Below are 26,589 nucleotides of genomic sequence, written 5' to 3'. Positions count from 1 at the left end.
GCCGGGGCCTGAACTGGTCTGGATATCTTTCAACGAATTGAGTGTTTGTGCGCCGATCTTTGGCCGTAGCGGCCGCCATCATCCCTCTGACGCTATTGCTCTCCGCCTGCGGAGGTAATAACGACCAAGCTGCCAGCAGTAGCTCTGCTTCCAGCAGCGAAGCTGTCTCAGCGAATTCACAGTTGCTCGATAGCGTCAAAGTTGCGGCAGGCGAAGCTGGCAAAGCTCCGACCGTCGAATTTGCCAAACCGCTCAGTCTGCCAAAGGTAGCGATTAAGCTGGTTACTCAAGGTACCGGTGACGCCGTTGCCGCCGGACAGCAGGTCACTTTGCGTTCTGTTGCTCTGAGCGCGCAGGATGGCAGTTCGCTGGGTGAGAATTATTCCAAGCCCAAAGGCATCCCATTCGTCCTTGATGACGAATTCAAGAGCTCAGCACCATTGCCATACAGCATCTTTGTCGGTGCCAAAGTAGGCGCAGATATTGCTTATGGCATTCCAGCCCAAGCTGCATCGCAGGGCGCGCAAGCAGTACCAGCAGCCGTGGTTGTCTATCACATTGAATCTGTCCAGGCGGCTCCGCCAGCTCCAACGCTGGCAACTCCAGATGAAGTTAAGCAACTTGATTCCGCTGGCAAGCTGCCCGCTGTAACTTTTGATGACAAGGGCCTCCCCAGCGTGCAGATTCCGGCAGTCGATCCGCCGGCAAACCTGGTAGCAAAGGTTCTCAAGGAAGGTACCGGCGACGTACTGACCAGCAAAGACTCCGCCAATGTTGAGTACACCGGTTGGAGCTGGGCCGATAGTAAGCAATTCGACTCGAACTACGGTAAGGGCTCACCCTTCAAAGTGACACTTTCTGGTGGCGTCATCAAGGGTTGGTTGCAGGGCCTGGTCAACCAAAAGGTTGGTTCCACCGTAATGCTTGTTATCCCGGCAAGCTTGGCTTATGGCGATAATCCTAGCGCTGGACAGCCCGCTGGAACCTTGGTATTTGTGATCAATATCGCTGCCAAGGCCTAAATCCTAATCACCGCAACTTTTAGAGGAGCATCATGTCTTTTGGACAACGCGATTACGATCGTACAAAACCTGAAATCGATTTTCCGGAGCACGAAGTACCTGCTGAGCTGGTCATCCAGGATTTGATTCCAGGAGGTGGAGCCGAGGTCGTTCGTGGCACCACCGTCTCAGCGCATTACGTCGGCGTGGCACTCTCTACTGGCGAAGAATTCGATTCCTCCTGGGGCCGGGGGGCTCCATTGGACTTCACCGTAGGCGTTGGGCAAGTCATCCAAGGCTGGGACCAGGGCTTGCTTGGTATGGAGGTCGGCGGGCGTCGTCGTTTGGAGATCCCGGCGGAGCTCGCTTACGGCGAACGTGGTGCTGGTGGCGCAATTGGCCCGAATGAAGCGCTCATTTTCGTCGTAGATCTGGTCGGCGTTAGCTAACCTCTGGCCCGATCAGTTCTGGCTGACAAAAAATTAATATTGTTTGATTGATTTACTAGAGGCGGGCATCGCTTCAGCTGGGTTCGGAAAATTTTCGCCTAAGCTGGAATGGTGTCCGCTTCTCGTACTGAACGTTTGCTCAATCTCTTGATTGCCCTTTTAGAAACCCGCTACGGTCGAAGCAAGGAATTTCTACGCCAAAATATCCAAGCTTATAGAGCATCGCCCTCAGAAGAGGCCTTTGAGCGGATGTTTGAGCGGGACAAAACTGATTTGCGCGCTATGGGTGTGCCGCTGGAAGCACATACCGAAAATGGCGCGTTTGACGAGGACCCAGCAACTACCAGTTATCGGATTCCGAAAGAAAAGTACCGACTACCCGAGGTCCGATTCAGCGTAGAAGAAGCCGCGGTGCTCTCGCTATCGGCTAGATTATGGGGCCGGGCTGCCTTGGGTAGCGCTGCTGCCAGGGCGGTGCGTAAGATCGAAACCAGAGGCGGTCTGCCAGTCGAAATGACCGCAGAACCGCTTCTGGAGCCTCGAATTAGCACGCGCGAGCCGGCCTTCGAAGATCTTTTGGAGGCAGCTACTTCCCGATTCGAAGTGCGATTTGATTATCAAGGCAAAACGGATGGCAAGGCGACTCGACGACGAGTTCAGCCCTGGGGTCTGGGTCAAAAGTTTGGCAATTGGTACCTGATTGGATTTGATGTCGATCGGCAAGATCGTCGCGTTTTCAGGTTGTCACGAATTAGTTCCGGGATTGAAGCCAATACCCAGGGTGCCTTTGCCCGGCCATCTGGGTTTTCGGTGGCCGAAGTATTGGACGGGATGGAACTGTCCGCCCGATACGAGGCGATTATCTCAGTCCGGCCGGGTAAAGCGCAGACCGTGCGAGCTCGCGCTGAGCAGATAAATAACGAGCCGCACGCCGAGGGGCAGTGGGATAAGCTACGAATTTCTTTTGGTTCAGTTGGAGCTTTGGCTAGCGAACTAGCGGGCTGGGGACCACATCTAGTCGTTCAGGAACCCCTTGAGCTGCGGGACGCTGTACAAAACCGCTTGCGCGCCACCGTGGCTTCAATGCGAAGCTCCGTACCGGATATTCCGCTACAAGCAGTGACAAAACCGCCAAGCAGAGGCAAAACAACTGCTCAAGATCATCTGCGCAGGCTCGTCGATTTGGTACCGTTCCTAGTCCACCATCAGGGAATGCATTTAAACGAAATCGCGGTTGAATTCGGCATCTCGCGTAAGCAACTCGAAGCCGATCTGAATTTGATGATGGTGAGTGGCTTGCCCGGAGGTCTGCACGGTGACCTAATGGACGTTAGCTGGGACGACGGGCACGTCTTCATCGCGGATGCTGAAGAGCTTTCAGAGCCGGTCCGCTTTAGCTTGGCAGAGGCCTCTGCGCTGTTAGTGGGTTTGGAAACCTTGAGCGCTTTACCTGGAGTTTCGGGGGATTCTGCCGTGCGAAGCGCGATGGCGAAAATCAGCGCAGCCACTGGCGAGGCTGCCGGAGCGATTAGCGGCACCGTCGGTGTGCGACTGGCTTCGCCAGCGCAGTCCGGGACACTGGCGCTTTTACAAAGTGCTATTCGTGAGCAACGCCAACTACGTCTGAATTATTTGGTCCCGCACCGAGATGAGGTCACTGAACGCACAGTGGATCCGCAACGTGTTTTTTCCGATGATGAGTCCTGGTACTTGCAAGCTTGGTGCCATAGCGCTGAGGCGCAGCGAATTTTTCGATTGGACCGAATTCAGCACGCCGAGATTGGCGAGCAGATTGCTTCGGCAGATCCGTGGGCAGAGTCAGCTTTTCCGGAGAGTCTTTTCACGCCGAGCGCTGATGATGTTGAAGTAATTTTGTTGCTGGATTCATCGGCTCAATGGGTAGCTGATTATTATGATGCAGAGTCTTCGGTTGGCCTGAGTAGCAATGCGGATGCGGCCACCGAGCAAAGCTCGCCGTGGATTTCTGCCGTGACCATTCGGGTTGGCAACACACAATGGTTACCGCAGCTTATTGCACAAAATGGAGGCTCAGTTCGCTTGGTAGCACCAGTGGAGGCGGCCGAAGCCGCACTCCACTGGGCTGAGCAAGGCTTAGCCAACTACTAGCTAAGCCTGCAGACTACTTGCTAGCCGTCTCTAGCCTGTCGGCGCGACGCTTAGCTGGCCGAACCAGCCCAAAGTAGGCTGCGATCAAAATCAAGTACCAAACTGGTGCCGTATACAGGGCAATTCTGGTGTCTTCCGCAAAGCCAAGCGCGATGATGACCAAACCAAAAAATACCAGTACCACCCAAGCCATGATCTTGCCGCCAGGCATCCGGAACTTTGAGGTGTCGTAAAGCTCCGGGCGCTTCTTGCGGTAAGCAAGATAGGAAATCACGATGAATTCCCAGACCGTGATGAATAAGATCGCAGAGATCGAGGTGACCAGGGTGAAGGCAGAACCGACTGAGTCACCTGCATAAAGCAGGGCGACGCCGGGCAACAAACAAACGCAGGAAAGCAACAAGGCCCGCGCGGGCACCTTGTTCCCGGAGAGCACGCCGAATGTCTTAGGTGCCTCGTTGTCTCCCGCCATGCCGTACATAATGCGCGACGTGGAGAAGATGCCAGAGTTGGCGCTCGATGCGGCTGAAGTCAACACAACAAAGTTGACTACGCCGGCGGCGCCGACCAAGCCAGCTAGCGAGAACATCGCCACAAAGGGGCTGGTATCTGCGTTGGCGTAGTGCCACGGGGTGACCGCCATGATGACAATGAGCGAACCTACATAGAAAAGCAAAACCCTAAGCGGAATCGAATTAATCGCCTTAGGCAGGGTCTTTTCCGGGTCTTTGGTTTCTGCGGCAGCCGTGCCAGCGAGCTCAATGCCCTGGAAGGCGAAAATTGCGATTTGGAAGCCGCCGATGAAGCCCATGAATCCCTTGGGGAACATCCCGCCATCGTTCCAAAGATTCGCTAAGGACGCGGTGTCGCCATTGGGGGAGCGGAAGGCCATCGCGATCAGTACGATGCCGACGACCACGAGCGCGATGATTGCGACCACTTTGAGCAAAGCGAACCAGAATTCCAACTCACCGAACAACCGGACCGCGACCAGGTTCAAGACCAAAAAGAGCACGATGGTTAGTAGCGCGGGTATCCAAAGCGGTAAGTCCGGTGCCCAGACTTTCACATAGCCAGAGATCGCAATGATGTCTGCAATGCCGATGATGATCCAGCAGAACCAATAAGTCCAACCGACCATGAATCCGGCCCAGGGCCCAATCAAGTCGCCGGCAAAATCTGCGAACGTACGGTAGCCAGAATTGGACAAAAGCACTTCACCCATGGCTCGCATCACGAAAAATAGCATGAAGCCAATGATCATGTAGACGAAGATCACGCTCGGTCCGGCAACCGCGATGGTCTTACCAGAACCCAGGAACAAGCCGGTGCCGATTGCCCCGCCAATGGCGATGAGTTGAATGTGACGGTTGCTTAGCCCACGGCTGAGATTCTGGCCTTTGTCGTCGTGAAGCATAGGGGCAGCCGAACCGGCGCCCGACGGCTTTGTCGGTAATGTGGGCATGAGTCCTTCTGAGTGTCTTTAGACTAGTTCCATGCCTTGGTGGACATGGATAGTGATATGGGTCTCGTTGCTCGCCCTCTCCTTATTATACGTTTTGCTGCTCGGAATCAAGTTATGGCGGCATGTCGTAGCGCTTGGCAGAGAATGTAGCGAGGCAACTGCCCGATTGGGCAAGCCATCTGTGCAGTTTAGCCAAGATCTGGCCGGAAATTCTGCAGATCCATTGAAAGTGGTTCGAGAACCCGGTTGGGCAGTCGACGCAGATCCTGCGGAAGTACATGCCGAATACCGCTCGGGAAAGCTCAACCGAAAGCTTGATCGCACAGCGCGCAGGGTAGAAAGGCGCTCGGTGCGAGGGCAAGCACAATCGTTACGTGACCTACAGCTCATCGATCCTGATTTGAAGCTGTAGGATAAGTCAGTATTATCGAAAGGAATCTTCGTGGGGTTTTTAAGAGAGCCGTGGGTTATCGGCATCATCGTGCTAGTTATTGTCTTGCTCTTCTTCGCTCCGAAGCTTCCCGGAATGGCGCGTAGCCTGGGGCAGTCCTTCCGCATAATCAAGTCTGAGGTGCGCGAGTCCAAGAACGATGGCAAAGACCAGAACGCTGCAACTGCTGAGCCTCCGGTTGAGGGAACTGTTGTGAATCCGGTGAATCCGAATAGCGGCAATGGCACCACCTCCGGGACGGCAACGCCGCCTGGCAACACGCCCGCCTAGATATCTGGCAGGTCGTGGCACTTTTCAAGGGATATAAATCCAACCCTGAGGGGCGGATGTCCCTCAAACAACACCTCATTGAGCTGCGGAACCGGCTCATTAAAGCCGCTCTCGGCTTGGTACTTGGCGCTATTGCTGGTTGGTTCTTTTATGATCCTCTGTTCGCGGCAATTTCTGAGCCGCTAGTCCGGTTGGCTAAGGAACGGCATTTCGACGCCGGCGTGAACTTTGCCGGCGTCGCTACCGCCTTTGATCTTCGAGTTCAAGCAGCTTTTTTCCTTGGCACAATAATTTCCTCGCCGATCTGGATCTATCAGATCTGGGCTTTTGTTACGCCTGGGCTGAGCGCCAGAGAGCGGCGTTTCACCTTTGGTTACATGTTAGCCGCGGTGCCGCTGTTTTTGGCGGGGGCGTATTGCGGTTGGCTCGTCATGCCGAACATCGTCTATGCGTTAACCTGTTTTACGCCTGAAGGTGGCACAAACTTCATACAGGCCAATGATTACATCACCTTCATCATGCAGCTGGTGCTCTTCATGGGCATTGCCTTTTTGGTCCCGGTGGTGCTGGTTGGCGTCAATATGGCTGGCGTGCTTCGCGGCAAGACGATGTTCAAAAGCTGGCGAATTACCGTGTTGGCCGTCACGATCGTTTCCGCGATGGCGGCGCCCGGCAACGATGCCTTTACGATGTTCTTGCTTGCAGGACCATTGTTGGTGCTCTATTTTGGCGCCATGAGTCTTTGCGTTTTGTTAGACAGACGACGCGATAAGCGCGCTGAGAAACGCGCTCAAGAGACTGAAGACACCGCAGATTCCGCCACGCCGTTGACCGACTTAGACAGCATCTAGAGCGAGGCATCGCCCCACTGGGCATAGGCTTGAAGCATGCGCTCACAGTCTCCGGCCCGGTCCGATGATTCGGGTACCCAATCACCGGCCGAGCGATTTCAAGCTGCTCGGCAGCGACAAGCTGAATCTCGTACCGATTTCGCGGCGTTTCGGGAGACTTTCGACTTCCCCTTAGATCAATTTCAGACCGATGCCTGCACCGCTCTAGAGTCGGGTCGCGGCGTATTGGTGGCTGCCCCGACCGGGGCCGGAAAAACGATCGTTGGCGAATTCGCTGTCTACCTTGCGCTATCCAGAGGTCTGAAAGCTTTTTATACCACGCCGATCAAGGCACTGAGCAATCAAAAATATTCTGAGCTTTCCGCCAAATACGGCACTGCCGACGTCGGGCTGCTCACCGGTGATTCTTCGATAAATCCGGAGGCTTCGATTGTCGTGATGACAACCGAGGTGCTGCGCAATATGTTGTACGCCGGATCCGAGGCCTTGGATGATCTGGCCTTTGTCATCATGGATGAAGTCCACTATTTGGCCGATCGATTCCGCGGGGCAGTCTGGGAAGAAGTAATTATCCACCTGCCCTCCGAGGTGCAGGTCGTCTCACTGAGTGCCACGGTATCTAATGCCGAGGAATTCGGGGCTTGGCTAGATACTGTGCGGGGATCAACCGACATTATTGTCTCCGAGCATCGCCCGGTGCCGTTGTGGCAGCACGTGATGGTTGGTAAAGACATCGTTGACCTTTTCGCCGGAGACACTTCCTTCGATCAGCTCGCCGTAGTGGACAAAAACGAAGTCCCGGCCGTCAACACTGAATTGCTGCAACTTGCGCGCACGGAATCGGAGAATCGGTTGCGCGGCAGGTTCTCGCATGGGCGAGGGAGAAAGCAAAGCGGCGGAAAACAATGGAACAACCGAAAAAACAGCGCTCGTCAAGATGCGCCACAGTCGCCGGGAAAAGCTGCTAGCCGAGCCCAGGTGATTTTGGCATTGGACCGAGCAGATCTTTTGCCCGCAATCTACTTCATCTTCTCTCGAGCCGTTTGCGACGCCGCAGTTCGCCAATGTGTAGATGCAGGCTTAATGCTGACCACTGAAGCGGAGCGACAAGAGATCACTGCCCGGATCGGTATGGCTAGCGAAGATATCCCGAGCGATGATCTGGACGTCTTAGGGTTCTGGTCTTGGCGCGATGGCATGCTCCGTGGTGTAGCGGCCCACCACGCGGGAATGTTACCGACCTTCAAAGAAGTAGTTGAATCGCTTTTTGCGGACGGGCTAGTCCGTGCGGTATTCGCCACGGAAACACTAGCGCTTGGGGTCAACATGCCCGCGCGTTCGGTGGTGCTGGAAAAACTTGAGAAGTTCAACGGTGAAGCGCATGTCAACGTTTCGGCGGGGGAGTACACCCAGTTGACCGGTCGAGCGGGACGGCGCGGTATTGACATCGAGGGCCATGCGGTCGTTTTGTGGCAACCAGGTACCGACCCCGGCGCTGTGGCGGGCTTGGCGTTACGCAGAACCTATCCGCTGAATTCCAGCTTCCGGCCTACTTACAACATGAGCATCAACTTAATCGCTCAATTTGGCCGGAGTCGAGCGCACGAGATTTTGGAGTCTTCCTTTGCGCAGTTCCAAGCAGACCGTTCAGTAGTTGGATTAGCCCGACAAGTTAGTAGCCGTGAAGAGGCCCTAGCTGGTTACCAGGACTCGATGACCTGCCATCTAGGCGACTTCGCAGAGTATTCTCGTCTGCGTCGGGAACTCTCTGATGTGGAAACTGCCGCCTCCAAACAGCAAAATCGAGCTCGGAGAGGCATCGTCGATGAGTCCTTAGCCAGGCTACGCGCGGGTGATGTGATTGAAATCAGCGCCGGACGAATGCCAGGGTTCGCCGTAGTGCTGAACAACGACACTCAGGTCCATGAGCCTAGGCCAACCGTTTTGACCGAAGGAAAAGAGACCAGAAGGATCAACAGGCATGATCTAGACGGACCAGTAACCCCGATTAAAACGCTGCGAATTCCGAAGCAGTTCGACGTTCGCCAGCCGAAGGACCGGAAAGATCTTGTGGCGGCGCTAAGACATGCAATAGCTTCCGCGAGCCCCATGACAGCACCGCCAGTATTTGGCGATACTCGCCAAGCGGAGCAGGAAGCGAAAATAGCTCTGCTCCGGCGGAAACTGCGCGGGCATCCCTGCCATAGCTGCAGCGATCGTGAAGCGCACGCCCGCTGGTCTGAGCGTTGGTGGAAACTGCGCAGTGAGACGGATGTCTTAGTGAGGAAAATTCAAGGCCGAACCGGCACCATCGCGAAAACCTTCGACCGGGTCTGTGCGGTCTTGGAAGGTTACGGATTTCTGGAGTCGAAGCCTGGTGGCGAATTGCGTCCAAGCCAAGACGGGCAGCGGTTACGTCGTATTTACGGTGAGAAAGACTTGCTGATCGCCTTGTGCATCCGGGAGGGCGCCTTAGCCGATCTGGACGCCGTCGAACTGGCTGCTTTCGCCTCCGCCTTGGTTTATCAAGCAAAACGCGAAGAACGAGGCCTGCGGCCGCGGATGCCCAGTCCGAGTATTGATGCCGCGATCGACATTGTGGTTCAGCAATGGTCTGCTTTGGAAGATCAGGAATCTCAGAGCAAACTTCCGCTTACTTCTGAGCCAGAGCTCGGTTTAGTTTGGCCGATGTTCAAGTGGGCTCGAGGGCGGCACCTGGAGGCAGTTCTTGAGGGTACAGATCTGGCTGCCGGTGACTTTTTTCGCTGGACGAAGCAAGTAATTGATCTCCTTGATCAGCTCGCTTCGGTACCGGGACTGCCAATCGAAATTCGGTCTAATTGTGTAGCGGCAATTGAACGGGTTCGACGCGGCGTTGTGGCGTATTCCTCGCTCGCCTAGGGCTCTCAATTCGAACCGCGAACTATCAGAAATTAGTTTTTGGAGATAAACGCATGTCTTGGACCTTGTACCGCAACGGCTCGGTGTACAGCTCGGCGGATCCGCTAGCTACGGCGATGCTTGTGGACGGTGACACCGTGGCCTGGGTTGGCGGCGAACATGCCGCGACCTCGATTCAAGACGCCAAGATGCGCGTTATTGACTTGCAGGGCGCGCTCATCACTCCCGGTTTTGTGGATTCACACGTTCACCTGACTGAGACCGGACTCGCGCTGGCTTCAATAGATTTGAGTGCGGCTCGATCGCTGGTGGAAGTCCTCGATGCGGTTTCTCACGCTGCGCAAAGCGGAACATCAGGTATCTTGCTCGGCTTTGGCTGGGACGAGAGCCGTTGGCCAGAACGCCGTGCCCCACTTGCTACCGAGTTGGATCAGGCGAGCGGGAACAGAGAGGTCTATCTAGCCAGAGTGGACGTCCATTCAGCGGTGGTTTCCACATCCCTCGCGGCTCGGCTGCGTCTGCCCGAATTGGACGGCTGGCAAGGCCAAGGCGTGGTGGTCCGGGCAGCCCATCGTTTAGCTGGCGATGCTGCGCGCAACGTAGACGAGCGCGCTCGGAAACAGTATCAAGAAGCTGCGCTACGCGCCGCTGCCGCTACTGGACACGTCGCGGTGGCAGAGATGGCCATTCCGGACTCCCATGCCCTGCTAGACCTATCTACCTTGATGCAGCGATCGAGAACTGACACTAGCTTCGCCGAAGTCTTGCCGTACTGGGCTCAGCTCATTGGCTCGGTAGCAGAAAGCCGGGCGCTTTTGGCCCAGCTGGCCGACGTCGGAATTGATCCTCGAGGGTTCGCCGGTGATCTCAATATTGACGGTTCAATTGGCTCCAGGACAGCTTTGCTGCGCGAGCCTTACACAGATCAATCAGGGCACCGCGGCAGCGGGTACCTGAGCGTGGATCAGATTGCGAACCATTTGGCAGCTTGCAGCGAGCTTGGTATTCAAGGCGGATTCCACGTGATTGGTGACGCCGGAATGGATCTTGCCGTCGCCGGGCTGCGAAAAGCCGCCGAACTAGTTGGTGCACCGGCTGTCCGAGCCGCCGGCCATCGCCTAGAACATGCGGAGATGGCCGATGCAGAGGCCATTGCAGCGTTAGCTGAGTATTCGGTGACTGTGAGTATGCAGGCTTCGTTCGATGCGCTCTGGGGCGGCCCAGACGGTTTGTATCAGCGCAGACTGGGCACGGACCGGGCCGATGTTATGAACGCCGTCGCGTCAATGTTTTCTGCCGGCGTTCCAGTTTGCCTCGGCTCAGACGCCCCAGTTACCGCTATGGATCCTTGGGCTTCGGTGCGAGCATGTCTGGCGCATCATCAACCGGCACAACGAATTTCTGCGCGGGCAGCGTTTTTGGCGCATAGCCGAGCTGGTTGGCGGGCGGCTCGGGATGCTGACCCCATGATGGGCCAATTGGTTCCTGGCGCGGCCGCGAGCTTCGCTATTTGGGAAGTTGATGAATTGATGGTGCAAGTAGCAGATGAACGAGTGCAATCTTGGAGTACAGATCCGCGTTCTCGAACTCCACTTTTGCCAGCGTTAGATACTGAAAACGCGCCTCACTGCCTGGCAACCGTGCATCGAGGGAACACCTTACACACGGTCATGGATATTACGCCGGACTCTGAAAATTGAGTGTTGTTGCGTGCTTGGTTGGTTCGACACGCCGGGACACGCAAAAATACGAAAAAACATTCAGAAGTTTGGCATAAATTTTCCCCGTTCTCACCTGGGCAAACAAGCATCGGCGCAGGTCAAACGGATATTGACAGCTGGCGCTCAAGACGTAGGATTTTAGCTCAACGGGTTTCTTTGCAAATCAGTTGGGAAAGACCTGGCTATTGCGAGACGAGCACGTGGGTGGTTTTGGATTCAGTTCCAATCGATCTCCGTGGGGTACTGCGTCCCAATAGCTCTTGTAACGGGTAGGTTCACGCGTCAGTAGAAAACAGTTTGGATGCACCACGACGGCGGCATCGAAATTGGCCCGAAGGCGCGTGAGCCTACCCATTTCTATGCCCGTATAATGGATTCTCGGTGCCAACTGAGCTACGAAAGGCCATTGCGTGCGCGTCCTGACTATTATCCCGACTTACAACGAGTTGGAATCTCTGCCGAAAACCCTGACGAGGCTTCGCAAAGCTGCCCCCACAGTGGATGTGCTGATTGCCGATGACAATAGTCCGGACGGAACCGGTGCGCTGGCGGACAAATTCGCGGCGGAAGATGCTCAGGTCAAAGTTCTGCATCGCAAAGGCAAGGAAGGGCTGGGCGCAGCTTACATCGCCGGATTCAATTGGGGGATGGCCGCTGGCTATGACGTCCTCGTTGAAATGGACGCCGATGGCTCACATCAGCCGGAACAGCTGCCGTTGCTCCTGGACGCGATCGAGCAGGGTGCCGATCTGGTGCTCGGCTCGCGTTGGATACCGGGTGGCGAGGTGGTCAATTGGCCATTGCACCGGAAGCTAATTTCTCGCGGTGGCAGCCTCTATTCGCGGATTTTGCTCGGGGTGAGGTACCGCGACATCACCGGCGGGTACCGCGCATTCCGAAAAAGCACTTTGGAAGCAATCGACCTCAATAAAGTTGACTCCGTCGGCTACGGATTTCAGGTTGATATGCTCTGGCGCTCGGCGCAGCTTGGTTTGAAAATTGTTGAAGTTCCGATCACTTTCGTTGAGCGTGAATTCGGCGCTTCGAAGATGAGCGGAAACATTTTCTCTGAGGCAGTTGTGAACGTCACCAGATGGGGCCTGAGCGCGCTTTGGCGCAAGCTTTTCGGCAAAAAAGCGTAGTCGCGGCAAGCACCTGCTGCGGCTCTCAACAACTCAGCAAATGCCAAGAAAGGGGCGGGAACCTCATGGTTCCCGCCCCTTTCTTGCTAGCTATGTGCTGCTGCTAGCTAACTTTCTCGCCACGCTTGGCACGCAGATTCTTCAAACGGTCGTTGAGGATCTGTTCCAGTTCGGGCACCGTGCGACGCTCAAGGAGCATATCCCAGTGCGTACGAACTGCCTTCTCGTTGGAGCCAACAGGCTTTTCGCCGTTAACTAAAATCGCTTCTTTCCCGGTCTTTGAAACCCAGACCGGTGGAATTTCGGCTTCGGCAGCAAAGGTGACGAAAACCTGTTTGCCGTCTTCGCAACGGTACTCGACGCGTTGGCGCGGTGCCGGCTCAACGCCAGACTCCGTCTCCATGCTTTGTGCGCCTAGTCGCATACCACGCAAACTGCGATCACTCATTTTATCTCCCTCATGCTTCACAATCCTTGCCTCGTCTTCAACGCTTTGAAAGCGAGTTGTGTTCCCTGATGCGGTCTATCAGGAACGATGTAGGCAAGATTTTTATTATACCTGGCTGAGACCGAACTAAGCGAAGAAACGGCGCATGCTCCGCCAGCTGGCAGTACATGCACCGTTTCTTACCTCTAGATATGAATGCGATAAACCTCAAGCGCTGTGATTGCCCTGGCCCGAATTGGTTGGTCCGGTCGACGGCGCCGCGCCGAACGGGTCTACATCGTCAGAGTCGGAAGAGCCTTCGGGGCTGACTTTGCCGAGGACGCTACCGATTCCCTTGAGCGCTTCGCCAACTTCAGAAGGAATGATCCACAACTTATTCGATGAGCCTGCGGCCAGCTTAGGCAAGGTCTGCAGATACTGGTAAGCCAAAAGTTTCTGGGTGGGGTTTCCCTTGTGAATTGCGTCGAAGACCTTTTGAATTGCTTGCGATTCACCGTCAGCACGCAAGATCGCGGCCTTCGCGTCACCTTCTGCTTTAAGAATTGCCGATTGACGCTCACCTTCAGCGGTCAGAATCTGTGACTGCTTGGTACCCTCAGCGGTCAAAATTGCGGCACGACGGTCTCGTTCGGCGCGCATTTGCTTTTCCATCGAGTCTTGAATCGAAAGAGGCGGGTCAATGGCCTTAAGCTCGACGCGCGAAACGCGGATACCCCATCGTCCGGTTGCCTCGTCGAGGACGCCGCGCAATTGGCCGTTGATTTGGTCGCGGCTGGTCAGCGCTTCTTCAAGATTCAAGCCACCCACCACGTTACGCAAAGTAGTGGTGGTTAGCTGCTCAACGGCCTGAATGTAGTTCGCAATTTCGTACGTTGCGGCGCGCGGATCAGTAACTTGAAAATAGACCACGGTGTCGATCGAAACCACAAGGTTATCTTCAGTAATAACGGGCTGCGGCGGGAAGGAAACGACCTGCTCGCGCAAATCCAAGAGTGGCAGCAACCGGTCAACGAAGGGGATCAGAATCGTCAAACCGGGATTGAGTGTGCGCTGATACTTTCCAAGCCGTTCCACCACACCAGCCCGAGCCTGCGGGATGATTCGTACCGCCCGAATCAGGACGATGACGACGAAAAGAATCAGAACTATCAGCACCACTGTCAGTGCTACAGCTCCGGCGTTGCTACCCATGTTGCCCTCTATTCCCTTTGTTGTTAAGAGATTGTGCTTGGTCTGGTACGCGGTCGCTACTAAGCGCCGGCTGGAGTGCCTGGATATTCGGCGTGCGGCGATTGCGGCGTGATAGCCGCGGCAACAACGATTGCGGTTGCGCCTTCAATTGCGGTGACTTCAACATTATTTCCTATTGCTAGCGCGGCTCCGTTGGTGCTGCGAGCGCTCCAAATGTCGCCGCCAATCTTGACCCGTCCGCCGTCGGACGTTACCGGCTCGATGACAACTGCAGCGTGACCAATGAGCCGATCGACATTTGTCCGCAGATCGTTGGGACCCTTATGCAGATGACGCAATGCGATCGGTCGAACGAAGAGGATCATCGCCAGAGCGACGATGCAGAAGATAATTACTTGCAGCCAAAGCGGAGCACCTAATAGGTCTGCAACAACGGCAGCCAGCGCGCCAACGGACATCAAAATGAAGAATAGGTCTAGCGTGAGCATCTCAATCACGGCGAGAGCCAAGAAGATGATGAGCCAAAGCGCCCAGCCATTTTCAAACAACCATTCAAACATCTGATCCCCCTGTTTTGGGTACTGGTGCCCGGTAGGACTATCAGTTCAGCCTACTACGAGGCTAATCCAGCGCACAGGGCATTCGCTGATTATCTCCAAGCTGAGATGTTATTGAAACAATCCACTAGATCACTGCTTGTAATGGCATTCTGGCCGGCGCTGCACCAACACTGCGTGAAGCTTTCAGCAAAGCGCGAATGCCATCACGCATATCGTCTTGTGGATAAGTGAAAGGTAGTCGCAAATAGCGCTCAAAAGCACCTTCCAGACCGAATCTTGGACCGGGCACCAAAGCTAGCCCTTCGGACCTAGAGGCAAGGGCAAGCGCCGAAGAAGACATTTCTCCAGTGTTGATCCAAAGCGACATACCCCCGTTGGGTAGTTCTACCTTCCACTGCGGGAAATGACTGGCTAGCTCCTCGACCAGGAAATCGCGTCCGGATCTGAGGTTTCTAGAACGGTTTGCAATCATCAAATCGGCTTCTCGCAGGAGCGCGATTGAGGCCAGCTGTTCCAACATTGGTGTGCCTAGGTCGAAGGCGGGTCTTGCTCTGTGCACTTTGGCTAGCAGATCTCGGGGTCCTCTTATCCAGCCAATGCGCATCCCGCCCCACGCGAGCTTTCCTAACGAGCCAATGGTCACCACACTGCCGGAGAACGCCGCCAATGGTGGTAATTCGCCACGGTCAATATCGAGAAGTGCTGTGGTCTCGTCGGCAATAAGCACCGTGCCCTCGCGCTGCGCGAGTCGAGCAAGTCGCTCACGATCTTCGGCGCTCATGCTTGCGCCCGTTGGATTCTGAAAATCTGGCATTAAAAAGGCCATGCTGGGCGCAGCCCGCCGAATCAGCATTTGGCCCTCGGCAATATCCCAACCTTCGCTGGAACTGACTGGCATTGCGAGCAACCGGGCGCCAGCTCCGGCAAAGGTGTCGATGGCGTGCGGGTAGGTAGGATGCTCGATCAAGATTCGCTCACCGGGTGAATAGATAGTATGCGTGAGCAGGCTCAGGGCGTGCTGAGCGCCTAGCGTGATCAAGATTTGATCGGGAGTGGTGGGCAAGCCACGTTGTCCGTAGTGATCGGCGACGGCGGCCCGGAGTTCGGGTAAGCCCTGCATGTCGAATCCGTGGTGGCCCAAGTAATTTGGCAGCTGCTCCACGGCGAATTGATAGGCGGCAGGAAGCCCCGGATAAGTGGCCGCGGCGGCTTTACTGAAGTCGAGGGCCATTTCCTGCGGGCCAGAGGGGGTGCCACGCATGCCACCGGGCAAAGCCAAAGTGGAGCCAGATCCGCGAATGCTGCGCAAATAACTATCTTCGCGCAGTTGTGCATAGGCCGCTGCCACGGTGGTTCGGGAGATCTGTAAGGCAGCGCTGAGCTCGCGTTCTGCCGGTAGTCGAGATCCGCTAGTTAGACGCCCGTCGATGAGCATGACCCGAATCCGGTCTGCTAACGAAAGGTAAGCGGCCCGATGCGAACGCCATTCACCAAGCTCGCGTGCCAACCTTCGAGCGGAAACAATCTGGTTCATAAGTCAACTTTAGGTGGTCTGGACTGCAATTTATCAGCCCAAATAGCGAAAATTGGCTCTTTTGCCACAGTCCAATTATGCGGAAGCTTGGTTATGGAAGGTTGAGTGGTTATTAAATGCCGTCCACTTCCATGACACAACGCGACAATGTGCAAGATCAGATGAAACGAAGCCTGAATGAATAATTTTCTCACTACAGTCAATGTGCCGGTCCGGTTACTTCGGATTTTTCTCGGTCTTCTGGCCTACGGTTTTGCGATCGGACTGATGATCCGGGCAAATCTTGGCGCTTCACCGTGGGATGTATTTGGTCAGGGGCTTTCCAGAACGACTGGCTTGTCCTTCGGGCTCTGCACAATCATCATTTCGGCAGCAGTGCTGCTGCTCTGGATCCCGCTGCGGCAGCCGCCAGGATTTGGCACGCTAGCAAACGCCTTATGCATCGGCATTTTCGCTGATGCGAGCTTGTCGATTCTTCATCAACCGAGCGAACTCTGGCAGCAGTGCTTGATGTTTTTGGCTGGATTGGTATTGCTGGCTTTCGCAACAGCGCTTTATGTTGGTGCGCGGTTAGGGCCGGGACCACGTGACGGGCTGATGACTGGTTTGGTCCGTCGCACTGGGCGCCCGGTCTGGATGATTCGCACCGGGATCGAGGTTGTAGTGGTGGTGATCGGATTCTTCTTGGGTGGCGTCGTTGGTTTTGGCACCTTGGCGTTTGCCTTGGGTATTGGTCCAATCACACAATGTGCACTGAGACTGCTCAAAGTTGACTTGCACGCGCCGCAGCCAGCCTGGCGGAAAGCTAAGTCGGTTAGCGATGAAAAGCTACCGCCGACGTCGTCGGTGAACTGCGAATCGGTTTAAAAACTGAAACGCGGAACCCAAACTGCACTTGGTAGCTATCCTCGGTCAGGGAGGCTAGGGCTTCTTCGGTGAGGTGATGACCATTTGGTCCCATCAAAAGTAGCTGATGCAGCTCTGATTGGCTCAAATTTGCCTTAGCGTGAATCTCGTGCTCGGTGACTAGATCAAAATATTCTGCGGTGGCGGAAAGTAACGCCTCATGCTTATCTGGCTGTTGACCAATTTTGCCGACAATTTGTGGCAACCCTGCTAGGTGATCTGGCAGCGGAGTAGCGACAATTAATACGCCGTCGGTGCGCAAAATCCGTTGAAATTCAGCAAAGTTTCTCGGCGCAAAAACAACAAGGACCACATCTGCGCTTCGAGCGGCCAACGGCAGTGGGCGCCATAGGTCCCAGACTAGAGCCAGCATCTGGGGATTGGCCTTGACCGCGGTGCGCAGCGCCTCGACCGAGAGGTCAAGCCCAATTGCGGCTCGGTCGCGAGCTGGCCCGCTGAGCAGGCTAGCAAGATAGTGTCCGGTACCACAGCCGGCGTCGACAATCACCGAGTCGGTACGTAGTGCCGGTGCGTAGTCAGCGAATGACGCCGAAATCTGCTGAGTTAGCGCAGCAAAATGCCCGGCATCAAGAAAATTGCTTCGAGCGTTTGCCATCGCTGAAGTGTCTGGCGTTGCCTTGGAGCGAGTGCCAGTCAGCATATTCAGGTAGCCGTACCGGGCAAAGTCATAACGGTGTCCGGACGAACAGAGCACGCCCAGGGTGCCATCGGTGCTGAGTTCAAATGATTCTGCACACACCGGACATAACAACATCTGAAATGCTGCCGAAGAAATCTCTCGCTGGGTCATCTGTCAATCCTAGGCCGGAAGCATCCGCAGGGATTCCGCTCGACGCACTGTGTGAATGAGACTAGGCTCACATAGCGTGAAACCATCTCATCTTCCACTCATTCGCACTGTTTCCGCTCCTACCTTGCACCCCGAAGGCGTCACCGCCATCGTCGCCGTTTCTCGGGCTGATTTTGATGCCGACAGCTATGTTGGCCAACTCTGGCAATTCAGTACCGATGACTCCAGCAGCCCACGTCGTTTCACTCGCGGATTCCGTGACTCGGCACCGCAGTACTCGCCGGACGGCGCAGTTCTGGCATTTATGCGTTCAGCGCCCGGAAAGGCTGGACAAATTCATATAGTGGACGCACGTGGTGGCGAACCGCAAACGATTACAGACCGCAAACTCAGTGTTAATGAGTTCAGCTGGTCTCCGGGTGGCAATCAAATTGTTTTCGCCGCGGCAGTGCCCGAAGAGGGTCGATATGGCACTATTGACGGCGTCGGTGCCAGCGCTGAGGACCCGCGTTTGATTACCTCATATAAATACCGGATGAATGGCGCTGGATTCACCCAGGACCAATTGAGCCAGATTTTCACCGTAGACGTTCCTTCGGTGGATGCTGAACCGCTCGTAGAACCGCAGGGGCGGGCAAAGAAGCAAGCCGAAGGGGGCAAATCGTTCAAAGCAGTTCCGGAAGCTGTCCAGCTCACGAAAGACGCTGCTGAACACAGCAATCCGAGATTCAGCGCGGACGGCCTGAGTATCTATTACCTCGCAGAACCGCTGGATTCAGTCGACTTGCTTACTGAGCTTTGGCAGCTGCCCGTTGGGGGCGATCAGCCGAAGCAGCTGGAACGCGTATCCCAGCCGGGTCTATCCTTTTACGGTTCAATCGAGTCAGCGGATGGGCGTTGGCTATTTGCCCTGGGATCGGAGACCGGTAGCGAAGGTAAAGACTTTGTTGGTGTTCAGGGTGGGGTCTATGTTCGTGCGCTCGACGGCAGCTCGGATTGGACGCGGCTCACTGATGATCGTGAGCAAGATTTTGGCGATTCAGCTCCACTAACGCGTTCCGGAGCCGACAGCGTGCTGGCGATTGAACGGCATCGAGGTGCCGAGCGACTCTGGCAAATCAAAGCTGATGGCACTGCGGCACTATTGCTGGATAACCAGTCCGTGGTGTCCGCTGCCGCTCAACAAAATGGCAGCACCGTAGTGAGCTTTACCAACGGGCAGAGCTTCGGCGATCTCGCGGTCATAGAAACTGATGGCGTAGTGCGCAGCCTGAGCGATTTCTCCGCCGAGTTCCGAAAGGAAGCAGGCGTCATTGCCGCCCAAGAACACGTTTTCGAGTCTAAAGACGGTTACCCAGTACACGGTTGGGTATTGCTACCCGAAGGTGACGGCCCGCATCCGGTGCTTTTGAACATCCATGGTGGGCCCTTCGCTCAGTATGGTTGGGGCATCTTTGACGAAGTTCAGGTTTATGCAGACGCTGGCTACGCGGTGGTGATGTGTAATCCGCGTGGCTCCGGTAGCTATGGCTACGAGCATGGCCGGGCCGTCAAAGAGGCTTTCGGCACCGTTGACTTAGATGACGTGCTTGGTTTCCTGGAAGGCAGCTTGGCAACTTATTCGCAATTAGATGCGGAGCGCCTTGGCGTCATGGGCGGATCATACGGCGGCTATTTGACGGCGTGGACCATTAGCCAAGATCACCGTTTCAAGGCCGCTATTGTTGAGCGAGGCTTCCTCGACCCAGTGAGCTTTGTTGGTTCCTCAGACATTGGCTGGATGTTTCCAGATGAATACAACGGAATCGATCCAGAAAAGATCGCGGCCCAATCGCCCATGGCGCAGATCGATAAAGTACGCACGCCAGCGTTGGTCATTCATTCCGAAGAAGACTGGCGTTGCCCCATTGAGCAGGGACAACGCTACTTCGTGGAATTAAAACGACGTGGCATTGAGACCGAATTATTGATTTTCTCGGGTGAAAGCCATGAGCTGTCTCGCTCGGGGCTTCCGCATCACCGGAAACAACGCTTTGAGCACATCCTGCGTTGGTGGGCTAAATATTTGCCGACCGCGAAAAACTCATAAGGGCGTAATTCGTTAGAAGTTCAATTCGCGCTGGGCCAACTCGATTCCGGGTTGCGCCCAGCGCGAGCTGTATTCGGCATTGTTGGTCAGAGAACGGGTCTTCGCCTTGTCTAGATACAGCATTCCAGCCAAATGATCGGTCTCATGCTGGACGATCCGGGCAGGCCAACCAGCCAACTCACGTTGGACCAATTCGCCGTCGACCGTTGTGTACGTCAGCTGAATCGCATGATGTCGATACACGACGGCCTGCCAGCCAGACATCGAGAGGCAGCCTTCGTAAAATCCCACCAGTATGCTGTTCAAGGGCTGGTAACGGGGATTGAGCATGGCAAAAAATGGCAAATTGCTGCGTTCTCTGATGCTGGCGATTTCAGAATCTACCTGGTGCCCATCTTCAAGCACGGCGAGCTGGAGCGAGACGCCTAGTTGCGGCGCGGCCAAGCCAAATCCGGGTGCAGCGTGCATACAGCGGCGCATCAGCTCCACAAATTGTTCGAGCTCTGACGCGCCAAGTTGACCATTCCAAGGCTGTGCGGGCGCTCGAAGCGTAGGGTGACCCGCTTGGACAATTTCCGGCAGCGAACCATTTGCCGCTTGCTCCAACATGGTCAGGATTTGGGCTCGCACATCGTGCTGGGAAGCATCAGGCATCCATCCAGTCTAGGTGGCCAGAAGCGACAGTTGATGTCGGACTTGTTTTGAACCGGGGGAGTCGCATTATGCTGAGGCTGTGGTGAAGATCTCAGACAATCGATTTTTCGTATATTTTCGGCGCGGGGCTGCCGGTATTGTCGACGCGCGGGAGGCGCTTGCGATTCACGACCTCAGTACGGCCGAAGTCGGCGATGAATCGTTTTCCGTCGTCGCGGAGGGGCTGAGCTTTCAAGTTTGGCTGGATGAATCCGCGCAAGCCGCAGATCAGGCAAGAATTGCGGCCGAGGACTCTGGCATTGCTGCTTTGGCTGCTTGTGACACGAGGTTCTTAGTTGAAGTGGCTGATTTGCCAGCTGCGCTTGATGAGATCAACACCATGATGGAACTTCAAGGAGCCTTGCAAGATGCTTGCAACGGCTTCCTTGTTTTGGCCTGGAATGGCGGCGTGGTCGAACCGTGGGATGTCTCTAGCTAAACAGCTCAATCTGCCTTGAGCCGCAGCCGTTGAACAATCTCCGCCGCTTCATCAGCTGGTGAGTGACTGATATTGACCGTGATCGAATTTTCGTCATCGCTCGGGATTTCTAATGCAGAAAATTGTGAATCGAGTAACGCAGTTGGCATGAAATGTCCGTGCCTGGCGGAGAGTCGCTTTGAGATTTCTTCTCGACTGCCGCTGAGATTGACAAAGATCGTGGCTGACGGCTTCGTGCTTTGCGAGATGAGTCTTTGCCGGTAAGACTTCTTCAGCGCGGAGCAGGTGACCACCGCAGGCCGGCCCGAGGCCTCATGCTCGGCGATCCAAAGCGCTATTTTCTCTAGCCAGGGCAAGCGATCTTCATCTTGGAGCGCAATGCCAGCTGACATCTTGGCGACGTTCTCCGCTGGATGAAGATCGTCGCCTTCCAAGTAGTCCCAGCCCAGTCGGCCAGCTAACAACGCGGCAACCGTTGATTTACCGGAGCCAGATACCCCCATCACCACAACAATTGGCTGCGCGCTCATGTCACCACCGTAGAAGTTAACATCACGAAGCCGAATCCCACTACGGAAATCAGCGTCTCCATGACTGACAAAGTCTTGAAAGTTTGTCCCACTGTTAAGCCGAAAAGCTCCTTGACTAGCCAGAAGCCGGCGTCGTTCACATGGGACAAGAACAGCGATCCGGCACCGATAGCTAGCGCGAGCAGAGCCGCCTGACCGGGCGAGAGCGCCGTAGCAAGTGGGGCGACAATCCCAGCCGAGGTAATCGTGGCCACCGTCGCTGAACCGGTGGCTAATCGCAGGGCCACTGCGATGAGGAAGCCTAAGACGAGGACTGAAAGCTTTGCTGATTGAGCGCATTTGGCCACTGAATCACCAACGCCGGCACCGATCAGCGGCTGCTTGAAGCCGCCGCCCGCACCCACGATTAAAATCACAGCAGCTATTGGTGCCAAACTTTGGCCGATTTTCTTTCCGAGTGCCGCACCAGAAAGTCCGACGGCGTAGCCAAAGGTCACCATAGCCAGCAGGACAGCGAGCGTCATTGCCACTAACGGCTCGCCGATGAAGTCAAAGACAGTTCGAATAGTACTGGGATTCCCGGCATCCGGGCTGAGAATATCCACTATCGCTTTGAGCAGCATTAAGACCACGGGGAAAACTATCGTCAACACGGTGACGGCGAAGCTTGGCGACCGTTTCACCTCAGGATCAACGCCGGCTCGGGCGCTAGTGTCAATCCCGCCGGCTTTTGCCGGCGCGCTCGCTGGAACCCAACGAGCGGCTAGCTGCGAGAACAAGGGCCCGCAAAGAATCACGGTTGGAATGGCGACGATGATTCCGAAGATTAAGGTCAGCCCTAACGGTGCACCGACTGCTTGAATCGCGATCAGCGGTCTGGGATGCGGTGGGACTAAACCATGCAAGACGGACAGGCCAGCAAGCGCTGGAATCGCAATTCGCATCAGCTTGCTGCCGGAGCGTTGTGCTACCAAGACGATTACCGGCAGGAGCAAAACAAGCCCAATTTCAAAGAACATCGGCAATCCGATGATGACAGCGACAAGCGCCATCATCCAGGGAACCTTAGCTCCAGAGACCTTGGCTAATAGGGTGTCGACTACCTTGTTAGCGCCGCCGGAGTCGGCCATCAATTTGCCTAGCATGGCGCCCAGGCTAATCAGCAAACCTACTTCTTGAAGCACGGAACCTACCCCGGCCTCGTAATTGGTGATGACCTTGCCCAATTCCACCCCTGAGCCAAGCCCGGCTGCGGCAGCACCGAGTGTTAAGGCCAGGAACGGATGCATTTTGAATTTGGCGATCAACACCACGATTAAGGCAATTGCGATAACTGCGACGACGACCAAGAGCGTGTCGTGGTCATTCCATGGTTGGGTGACGGCAGCAGGAAGTGCTGCCGATGCATTCAGGGGAAGCATGGAACCTCGTTGTCCTGGCTGGTTGGATATTCGGCTGCCAGGTTATCTAGAAAGTATGCTTTATTCAATCTTTGACCTAAGAAAGACTGATCTAAGCTGGGACTATGACCAAACTTCGACGCGGGCATCTCGACTTTGTTGATGAGTTCGGCCAAGACGTAGTTGACCGAAAGCTTTCCGCGGGGCAGGTTCTTCGAACGGAGGACTTGCAAACACGCTACGGGTGTACCCGATCGGTCGCCCGTGAGGGCACCCGTGTTCTGCAGGCGCTTGGCATGGTCTCATCGCGTAGAAACGTCGGCGTGGTGATTGAGCCTTCTCAAGCGTGGAATGTTTTCGACCGCCGGGTGATCCATTGGCGGCTGGCCGGAGCTGATCGTGGACAGCAGCTACTTTCGATTACCGAGCTCAGATTAGGTATCGAACCGCTAGCAGCAAAGTTTGCGGCCGAGCGAATTTCATTGCTGGAGGGCCAACGCCTCATGGTTCTTGCCGGTGAATTACTCGCCGCAGGCAATGCGGGGGATCTGGAAACATTTCTCGCAGCAGATATCGAGTTTCACGCCCTGATTTTGCGTGCTTCTTGCAATGAAATGTTCGCCCATTTGCACGAAGCAGTTGGCGAAGTGCTCAGTGGCAGGACAGCGCACGGTTTGATGCCGGAACGTCCGCAATCAAAGGCGCGACATTGGCACCTTGGCGTGGCCGATGCCATTCAGCGCGGCGCTGGCACTGAAGCCGAAGAGCTGATGCGCAATATCGTGCTTTTGGCTGCGGAGGAAATGCGGATAACTCTGACCGCGGAGAACGACGCGGTGTTGGCCGCAGATGCATCGAACGGATAGCATCATGGAGGCTGGCCGTGGTCCCCGTATGCTTCGGCCAAAAGCCTGAATCAGCCCAGGAGGCAGCTTTGTCCGATCCGTCAGCTTCGACCATCAGCATTACTCTTGATGGAAACCCCACAGATCTGACGGAGGGGACTACTGGCGCGGAAGTTTATCGCGAACGCCGTGAGGTCGTCGTCGTCCGCGTTAATGGTGAGTTAAAAGATCTTGACCAGCCGCTGCCCGCCAACGCGCAGGTTGATGCAGTGACCATCGATTCAGCAGATGGCCTTGACGTGCTGCGGCACTCGGCAGCGCATGTGATGGCTCAAGCTGTTCAGCAATTGAGTCAGGATGCCAAGCTGGGCATTGGGCCTTACATCACCGATGGTTTCTACTTTGATTTTGATGTTGACGAGCCGTTTACCCCAGAAGATCTCAAGCAACTCGAAAAGATGATGCTTAAGATTGTCAACGCCAACCAGCGCTTCCAACGACGCGTGGTTTCGGAAACTGAAGCCATCGAAGCGATGAAGGATGAGCCGTATAAGCTCGAGCTCATTGGTCTCAAGGGTGGCAGCGCGGAAGCTGCGGAGGGCGCTTCGCAAGAAGTTGGCGCTGGTGAGCTGACCATCTATGCAAACCTGGATCGGGACGAAAACGTGGTGTGGCAAGATCTTTGTCGCGGACCACACCTGCCGAATACCAAATTGATTTCCAATGCCTATGCGCTGACTCGAAGCTCGGCGGCCTACTGGCGTGGAGATCAAGCCAATAAGCAGCTGCAACGCATCTACGGCACCGCCTGGCCCACCAAAGACGCGCTCAAGGCGTACCAGGAACGCATCGCGGAAGCGGAACGCCGTGATCACCGCAAGCTGGGCACCGAACTAGATCTGTTCTCTTTCCCTGATGAGCTCGGTTCAGGATTGCCGGTCTTCCACCCTAAAGGCGGAATCATCCGCAAAGAGATGGAAGATTACTCTCGCGCCCGGCATATTGCCGCTGGCTATGAGTTTGTTTACACCCCGCACATTACGAAGGCCAACCTGTACGAGGTCTCCGGTCATCTGGACTGGTACCGAGATGGCATGTTCCCGCCGATGCACGTTGACGAAGAGCTCAACGAAGACGGCACAGTTCGTAAGCCTGGCCAGGATTACTACCTGAAACCGATGAACTGCCCAATGCACAACCTGATTTTCCGCTCGCGGGGCCGCTCTTACCGCGAGTTGCCGCTGCGGTTGTTCGAATTTGGTTCCGTTTACCGGTACGAGAAATCGGGTGTTATCCACGGCCTTACCCGCGTCCGGGGCATGACCCAGGACGATGCGCACATCTATTGCACGCGCGATCAAATGAAAGACGAGCTCACTTCCACGTTGAACTTCGTGCTGGGCTTGCTCAAGGATTACGGCTTGGAAGACTTCTACTTGGAGCTGTCCACTAAAGATCCAGAAAAGTACGTTGGCTCTGATGATGTTTGGGAGGAAGCCACTCGAACTCTGGCCGAGGTCGCCGCTGAATCAGGTTTGGACTTGGTGCCAGATCCGGGTGGTGCAGCGTTCTACGGTCCGAAGATTTCAGTTCAAGCTCGCGATGCCATTGGCCGCACCTGGCAGATGTCCACGATCCAGCTTGATTTCAATTTGCCTGAACGCTTTGAACTGGAGTATCAAGCTGCAGATGGTTCTCGGCAACGCCCGGTAATGATTCACCGCGCACTTTTCGGTTCGGTGGAGCGGTTTATGGCTGTGCTGACCGAACACTACGCAGGTGCCTTCCCCGCTTGGTTGGCGCCGGTGCAGGTGGTCGGCATTCCGGTGGCCGAGACCTTCAACGACTACATGGCCGACGTCGTCGGGCAGTTACGTTCGGCCGGCGTGCTGGCGGAGCTTGATATCTCAAGCGATCGATTCCCGAAGAAAATCAGGACCGCTAGTAAAGAGAAGATTCCGTTTGTGCTGATTGCTGGCGGTGACGATGTGGAGGCTGGCGCGGTCTCATTCCGATTCCGCGACGGGAGCCAAGACAATGGCGTACCAGTAGCCGAGGCTGTGCAGCGAATTGTCCGGGCGGTTCAGGATCGGGTCAAAGATAGCGAACTGATCGTCCAGGAGAGCATCAGCACCGAATAGCCTTCGGAGCAGGAACCGAAGACACGGTGCGAAGCCAAGGCAAGCCGGGAAGATTTTCCCTAAGTGGAAGGTATGCGGATGGTTGAGCGGACAGATGATTTCGAGCTGGCCGGAGTTCCGGATGCCTTCCAAAGGTTATGGACTCCGCACCGGTTGGCGTACATCAAAGGGGGTCAAGATCAGTTCAGCAAAGATGAGCATGATTGTCCTTTTTGCCTTGCGCCCACTCGGTCGGACGAAGACTCACTGATTGTGCACCGCGGCGAATCCTGCTTTGTCGTGCTGAACCTTTTTCCGTATAACCCTGGTCATTTACTGGTTTGTCCCTATAAGCATGTTCCCGATTACACGGACCTCTCTGTCCCGGAAACGGCCGAGTTCGCGGACTTGTCGCAGACCGCCATGCGCGTACTTCGTGAGGTTGCAAAACCGTCTGGGTTCAATCTGGGCATGAACCAAGGTGTCACCGGTGGAGCTGGTGTGGCCGCACACCTGCACCAACATGTGGTGCCGCGTTGGGACGGGGATGGGAATTTTCTTCCGATCATCGCGCAGACTAAGGCGATCACCCAAACACTCAGCGAAGTCCGTGAGTAAGTTGCTGCTGCTTGGCCGGGGGCCTGA

24 protein-coding genes are annotated in these 26,589 nt (G+C 55.5%); 15 read left to right on the top strand and 9 right to left on the bottom strand.

The window, feature by feature from the left end; all coding sequences use genetic code 11:
* Positions 1 to 47 precede the first annotated feature (47 nt).
* The 3 genes from RSAL33209_RS09005 (at position 48) to RSAL33209_RS08995 (ending at position 3,577) form a co-directional block, all read left to right on the top strand.
* Positions 48 to 1,022, top strand: a complete 975-nt coding sequence (locus tag RSAL33209_RS09005; protein WP_158539306.1) for an FKBP-type peptidyl-prolyl cis-trans isomerase — start codon at positions 48 to 50, stop codon at positions 1,020 to 1,022.
* A 32-nt stretch (positions 1,023 to 1,054) separates the two neighbouring features.
* Positions 1,055 to 1,450, top strand: coding sequence for an FKBP-type peptidyl-prolyl cis-trans isomerase (locus RSAL33209_RS09000; protein ID WP_012245435.1), 396 nt, complete (start codon positions 1,055 to 1,057; stop codon positions 1,448 to 1,450).
* A 108-nt stretch (positions 1,451 to 1,558) separates the two neighbouring features.
* A complete protein-coding gene (locus RSAL33209_RS08995; protein WP_012245434.1) occupies positions 1,559 to 3,577 on the top strand; it encodes a helix-turn-helix transcriptional regulator in 2,019 nt (672 codons plus the stop codon).
* A 13-nt stretch (positions 3,578 to 3,590) separates the two neighbouring features.
* On the opposite strand, the gene RSAL33209_RS08990 is transcribed toward RSAL33209_RS08995, so the two are convergent.
* Positions 3,591 to 4,994 carry an amino acid permease gene (locus RSAL33209_RS08990; protein WP_041684627.1) on the bottom strand — a complete coding sequence of 468 codons (1,404 nt, stop codon included), beginning with the start codon at positions 4,992 to 4,994 and terminating at the stop codon, positions 3,591 to 3,593.
* Between the two features lie 79 nt (positions 4,995 to 5,073).
* On the opposite strand from RSAL33209_RS08990, the gene RSAL33209_RS17780 reads away from it, so the two are divergent.
* The 6 genes from RSAL33209_RS17780 to RSAL33209_RS08960 all read left to right on the top strand — a co-directional run bounded on the left by RSAL33209_RS17780 (position 5,074) and on the right by RSAL33209_RS08960 (position 12,378).
* On the top strand, positions 5,074 to 5,454 hold the full coding sequence (locus RSAL33209_RS17780; protein WP_012245432.1) for a hypothetical protein: 381 nt from the start codon (positions 5,074 to 5,076) through the stop codon (positions 5,452 to 5,454).
* 30 nt (positions 5,455 to 5,484) lie between these two features.
* Positions 5,485 to 5,763: a Sec-independent protein translocase subunit TatA gene (gene tatA, locus RSAL33209_RS08980; RefSeq protein ID WP_012245431.1), complete on the top strand. Its 279-nt coding sequence runs from the start codon at positions 5,485 to 5,487 to the stop codon at positions 5,761 to 5,763.
* Between the two features lie 56 nt (positions 5,764 to 5,819).
* Positions 5,820 to 6,614, top strand: coding sequence for a twin-arginine translocase subunit TatC (gene tatC / locus RSAL33209_RS08975; RefSeq protein ID WP_041684626.1), 795 nt, complete (start codon positions 5,820 to 5,822; stop codon positions 6,612 to 6,614).
* A 36-nt stretch (positions 6,615 to 6,650) separates the two neighbouring features.
* Positions 6,651 to 9,515, top strand: a complete 2,865-nt coding sequence (locus RSAL33209_RS08970; protein WP_012245429.1) for a DEAD/DEAH box helicase — start codon at positions 6,651 to 6,653, stop codon at positions 9,513 to 9,515.
* Between the two features lie 53 nt (positions 9,516 to 9,568).
* Entirely contained in the window at positions 9,569 to 11,215 is a 1,647-nt protein-coding gene (locus RSAL33209_RS08965) for an amidohydrolase (RefSeq protein ID WP_012245428.1), read from the top strand.
* Positions 11,216 to 11,646: 431 nt separating this feature from the next.
* Positions 11,647 to 12,378: a polyprenol monophosphomannose synthase gene (locus tag RSAL33209_RS08960; RefSeq protein ID WP_012245427.1), complete on the top strand. Its 732-nt coding sequence runs from the start codon at positions 11,647 to 11,649 to the stop codon at positions 12,376 to 12,378.
* Between the two features lie 103 nt (positions 12,379 to 12,481).
* Here the strand turns inward: RSAL33209_RS08960 and RSAL33209_RS08955 are convergent, their stop codons facing one another.
* The 4 genes from RSAL33209_RS08955 to yczR all read right to left on the bottom strand — a co-directional run bounded on the left by RSAL33209_RS08955 (position 12,482) and on the right by yczR (position 16,111).
* Complete coding sequence (locus tag RSAL33209_RS08955) at positions 12,482 to 12,826, bottom strand: RNA polymerase-binding protein RbpA (RefSeq protein ID WP_041684625.1); 345 nt, start codon at positions 12,824 to 12,826, stop codon at positions 12,482 to 12,484.
* Between the two features lie 207 nt (positions 12,827 to 13,033).
* Positions 13,034 to 14,017 carry an SPFH domain-containing protein gene (locus tag RSAL33209_RS08950; protein WP_012245425.1) on the bottom strand — a complete coding sequence of 328 codons (984 nt, stop codon included), beginning with the start codon at positions 14,015 to 14,017 and terminating at the stop codon, positions 13,034 to 13,036.
* A 59-nt stretch (positions 14,018 to 14,076) separates the two neighbouring features.
* Positions 14,077 to 14,577, bottom strand: coding sequence for an NfeD family protein (locus tag RSAL33209_RS08945; protein ID WP_012245424.1), 501 nt, complete (start codon positions 14,575 to 14,577; stop codon positions 14,077 to 14,079).
* A 124-nt stretch (positions 14,578 to 14,701) separates the two neighbouring features.
* Positions 14,702 to 16,111, bottom strand: coding sequence for a MocR-like transcription factor YczR (gene yczR / locus RSAL33209_RS08940; RefSeq protein ID WP_012245423.1), 1,410 nt, complete (start codon positions 16,109 to 16,111; stop codon positions 14,702 to 14,704).
* Positions 16,112 to 16,288: 177 nt separating this feature from the next.
* Here yczR and yczE point away from each other — a divergent pair, with 177 nt between their 5' ends.
* Entirely contained in the window at positions 16,289 to 16,978 is a 690-nt protein-coding gene (gene yczE / locus RSAL33209_RS08935) for a membrane protein YczE (RefSeq protein ID WP_049758942.1), read from the top strand.
* Here yczE and RSAL33209_RS08930 read toward each other — a convergent pair.
* Positions 16,926 to 17,828, bottom strand: a complete 903-nt coding sequence (locus RSAL33209_RS08930; RefSeq protein WP_012245422.1) for a methyltransferase domain-containing protein — start codon at positions 17,826 to 17,828, stop codon at positions 16,926 to 16,928. The two genes, yczE and RSAL33209_RS08930, sit on opposite strands and share 53 nt — an antisense overlap.
* Positions 17,829 to 17,883: 55 nt before the next feature.
* Between RSAL33209_RS08930 and RSAL33209_RS08925 the strand changes: the two genes are divergently transcribed.
* Complete coding sequence (locus RSAL33209_RS08925; protein WP_012245421.1) at positions 17,884 to 19,917, top strand: S9 family peptidase; 2,034 nt, start codon at positions 17,884 to 17,886, stop codon at positions 19,915 to 19,917.
* A 12-nt stretch (positions 19,918 to 19,929) separates the two neighbouring features.
* Here the strand turns inward: RSAL33209_RS08925 and RSAL33209_RS08920 are convergent, their stop codons facing one another.
* On the bottom strand, positions 19,930 to 20,571 hold the full coding sequence (locus RSAL33209_RS08920) for a peptide deformylase (protein WP_012245420.1): 642 nt from the start codon (positions 20,569 to 20,571) through the stop codon (positions 19,930 to 19,932).
* Between the two features lie 82 nt (positions 20,572 to 20,653).
* Here RSAL33209_RS08920 and RSAL33209_RS08915 point away from each other — a divergent pair, with 82 nt between their 5' ends.
* Positions 20,654 to 21,049: a hypothetical protein gene (locus RSAL33209_RS08915; protein WP_145962064.1), complete on the top strand. Its 396-nt coding sequence runs from the start codon at positions 20,654 to 20,656 to the stop codon at positions 21,047 to 21,049.
* 5 nt (positions 21,050 to 21,054) lie between these two features.
* Here RSAL33209_RS08915 and RSAL33209_RS08910 read toward each other — a convergent pair whose 3' ends face one another.
* Together RSAL33209_RS08910 and RSAL33209_RS08905 are read right to left on the bottom strand one after the other, a co-directional pair.
* Positions 21,055 to 21,579: a gluconokinase gene (locus RSAL33209_RS08910; protein WP_012245418.1), complete on the bottom strand. Its 525-nt coding sequence runs from the start codon at positions 21,577 to 21,579 to the stop codon at positions 21,055 to 21,057.
* A complete protein-coding gene (locus RSAL33209_RS08905; RefSeq protein WP_012245417.1) occupies positions 21,576 to 23,000 on the bottom strand; it encodes a GntT/GntP/DsdX family permease in 1,425 nt (474 codons plus the stop codon). The genes RSAL33209_RS08910 and RSAL33209_RS08905 overlap by 4 nt, the downstream gene beginning before the upstream one ends.
* A 104-nt stretch (positions 23,001 to 23,104) precedes the next feature.
* Between RSAL33209_RS08905 and RSAL33209_RS08900 the strand changes: the two genes are divergently transcribed.
* From RSAL33209_RS08900 to RSAL33209_RS08890, 3 genes are all read left to right on the top strand, one after another.
* Positions 23,105 to 23,845, top strand: a complete 741-nt coding sequence (locus RSAL33209_RS08900) for a FadR/GntR family transcriptional regulator (RefSeq protein WP_012245416.1) — start codon at positions 23,105 to 23,107, stop codon at positions 23,843 to 23,845.
* A 68-nt stretch (positions 23,846 to 23,913) separates the two neighbouring features.
* Positions 23,914 to 25,965 carry a threonine--tRNA ligase gene (gene thrS / locus RSAL33209_RS08895; protein ID WP_041685488.1) on the top strand — a complete coding sequence of 684 codons (2,052 nt, stop codon included), beginning with the start codon at positions 23,914 to 23,916 and terminating at the stop codon, positions 25,963 to 25,965.
* 78 nt (positions 25,966 to 26,043) lie between these two features.
* A complete protein-coding gene (locus RSAL33209_RS08890; RefSeq protein ID WP_233494163.1) occupies positions 26,044 to 26,562 on the top strand; it encodes an HIT family protein in 519 nt (172 codons plus the stop codon).
* The last annotated feature ends 27 nt before the right edge of the window (positions 26,563 to 26,589 follow it).

The sequence above is a fragment of the Renibacterium salmoninarum ATCC 33209 genome, assembly GCF_000018885.1.
GTDB lineage: Bacteria > Actinomycetota > Actinomycetes > Actinomycetales > Micrococcaceae > Renibacterium > Renibacterium salmoninarum.
The sequence above is the reverse complement of the archived record's forward strand: the minus strand, read 5'-3'. Positions and strand labels throughout refer to the sequence as shown.

Coding starts and splice junctions, on each gene's coding strand:
- RSAL33209_RS09000 (WP_012245435.1), top strand. CDS start 1,055: ATGTCTTTTGGACAACGCGATTACGATCGTACAAAACCTGAAATCGAT.
- RSAL33209_RS08995 (WP_012245434.1), top strand. CDS start 1,559: ATGGTGTCCGCTTCTCGTACTGAACGTTTGCTCAATCTCTTGATTGCC.
- RSAL33209_RS08990 (WP_041684627.1), bottom strand. CDS start 4,994: ATGCTTCACGACGACAAAGGCCAGAATCTCAGCCGTGGGCTAAGCAAC.
- RSAL33209_RS17780 (WP_012245432.1), top strand. CDS start 5,074: ATGCCTTGGTGGACATGGATAGTGATATGGGTCTCGTTGCTCGCCCTC.
- tatC (WP_041684626.1), top strand. CDS start 5,820: ATGTCCCTCAAACAACACCTCATTGAGCTGCGGAACCGGCTCATTAAA.
- RSAL33209_RS08970 (WP_012245429.1), top strand. CDS start 6,651: ATGCGCTCACAGTCTCCGGCCCGGTCCGATGATTCGGGTACCCAATCA.
- RSAL33209_RS08965 (WP_012245428.1), top strand. CDS start 9,569: ATGTCTTGGACCTTGTACCGCAACGGCTCGGTGTACAGCTCGGCGGAT.
- RSAL33209_RS08955 (WP_041684625.1), bottom strand. CDS start 12,826: ATGAGTGATCGCAGTTTGCGTGGTATGCGACTAGGCGCACAAAGCATG.
- RSAL33209_RS08950 (WP_012245425.1), bottom strand. CDS start 14,017: ATGGGTAGCAACGCCGGAGCTGTAGCACTGACAGTGGTGCTGATAGTT.
- RSAL33209_RS08945 (WP_012245424.1), bottom strand. CDS start 14,577: ATGTTTGAATGGTTGTTTGAAAATGGCTGGGCGCTTTGGCTCATCATC.
- yczR (WP_012245423.1), bottom strand. CDS start 16,111: ATGAACCAGATTGTTTCCGCTCGAAGGTTGGCACGCGAGCTTGGTGAA.
- yczE (WP_049758942.1), top strand. CDS start 16,289: ATGAATAATTTTCTCACTACAGTCAATGTGCCGGTCCGGTTACTTCGG.
- RSAL33209_RS08930 (WP_012245422.1), bottom strand. CDS start 17,828: ATGACCCAGCGAGAGATTTCTTCGGCAGCATTTCAGATGTTGTTATGT.
- RSAL33209_RS08925 (WP_012245421.1), top strand. CDS start 17,884: ATGAGACTAGGCTCACATAGCGTGAAACCATCTCATCTTCCACTCATT.
- RSAL33209_RS08920 (WP_012245420.1), bottom strand. CDS start 20,571: ATGCCTGATGCTTCCCAGCACGATGTGCGAGCCCAAATCCTGACCATG.
- RSAL33209_RS08910 (WP_012245418.1), bottom strand. CDS start 21,579: ATGAGCGCGCAGCCAATTGTTGTGGTGATGGGGGTATCTGGCTCCGGT.
- RSAL33209_RS08905 (WP_012245417.1), bottom strand. CDS start 23,000: ATGCTTCCCCTGAATGCATCGGCAGCACTTCCTGCTGCCGTCACCCAA.
- RSAL33209_RS08900 (WP_012245416.1), top strand. CDS start 23,105: ATGACCAAACTTCGACGCGGGCATCTCGACTTTGTTGATGAGTTCGGC.
- RSAL33209_RS08890 (WP_233494163.1), top strand. CDS start 26,044: ATGGTTGAGCGGACAGATGATTTCGAGCTGGCCGGAGTTCCGGATGCC.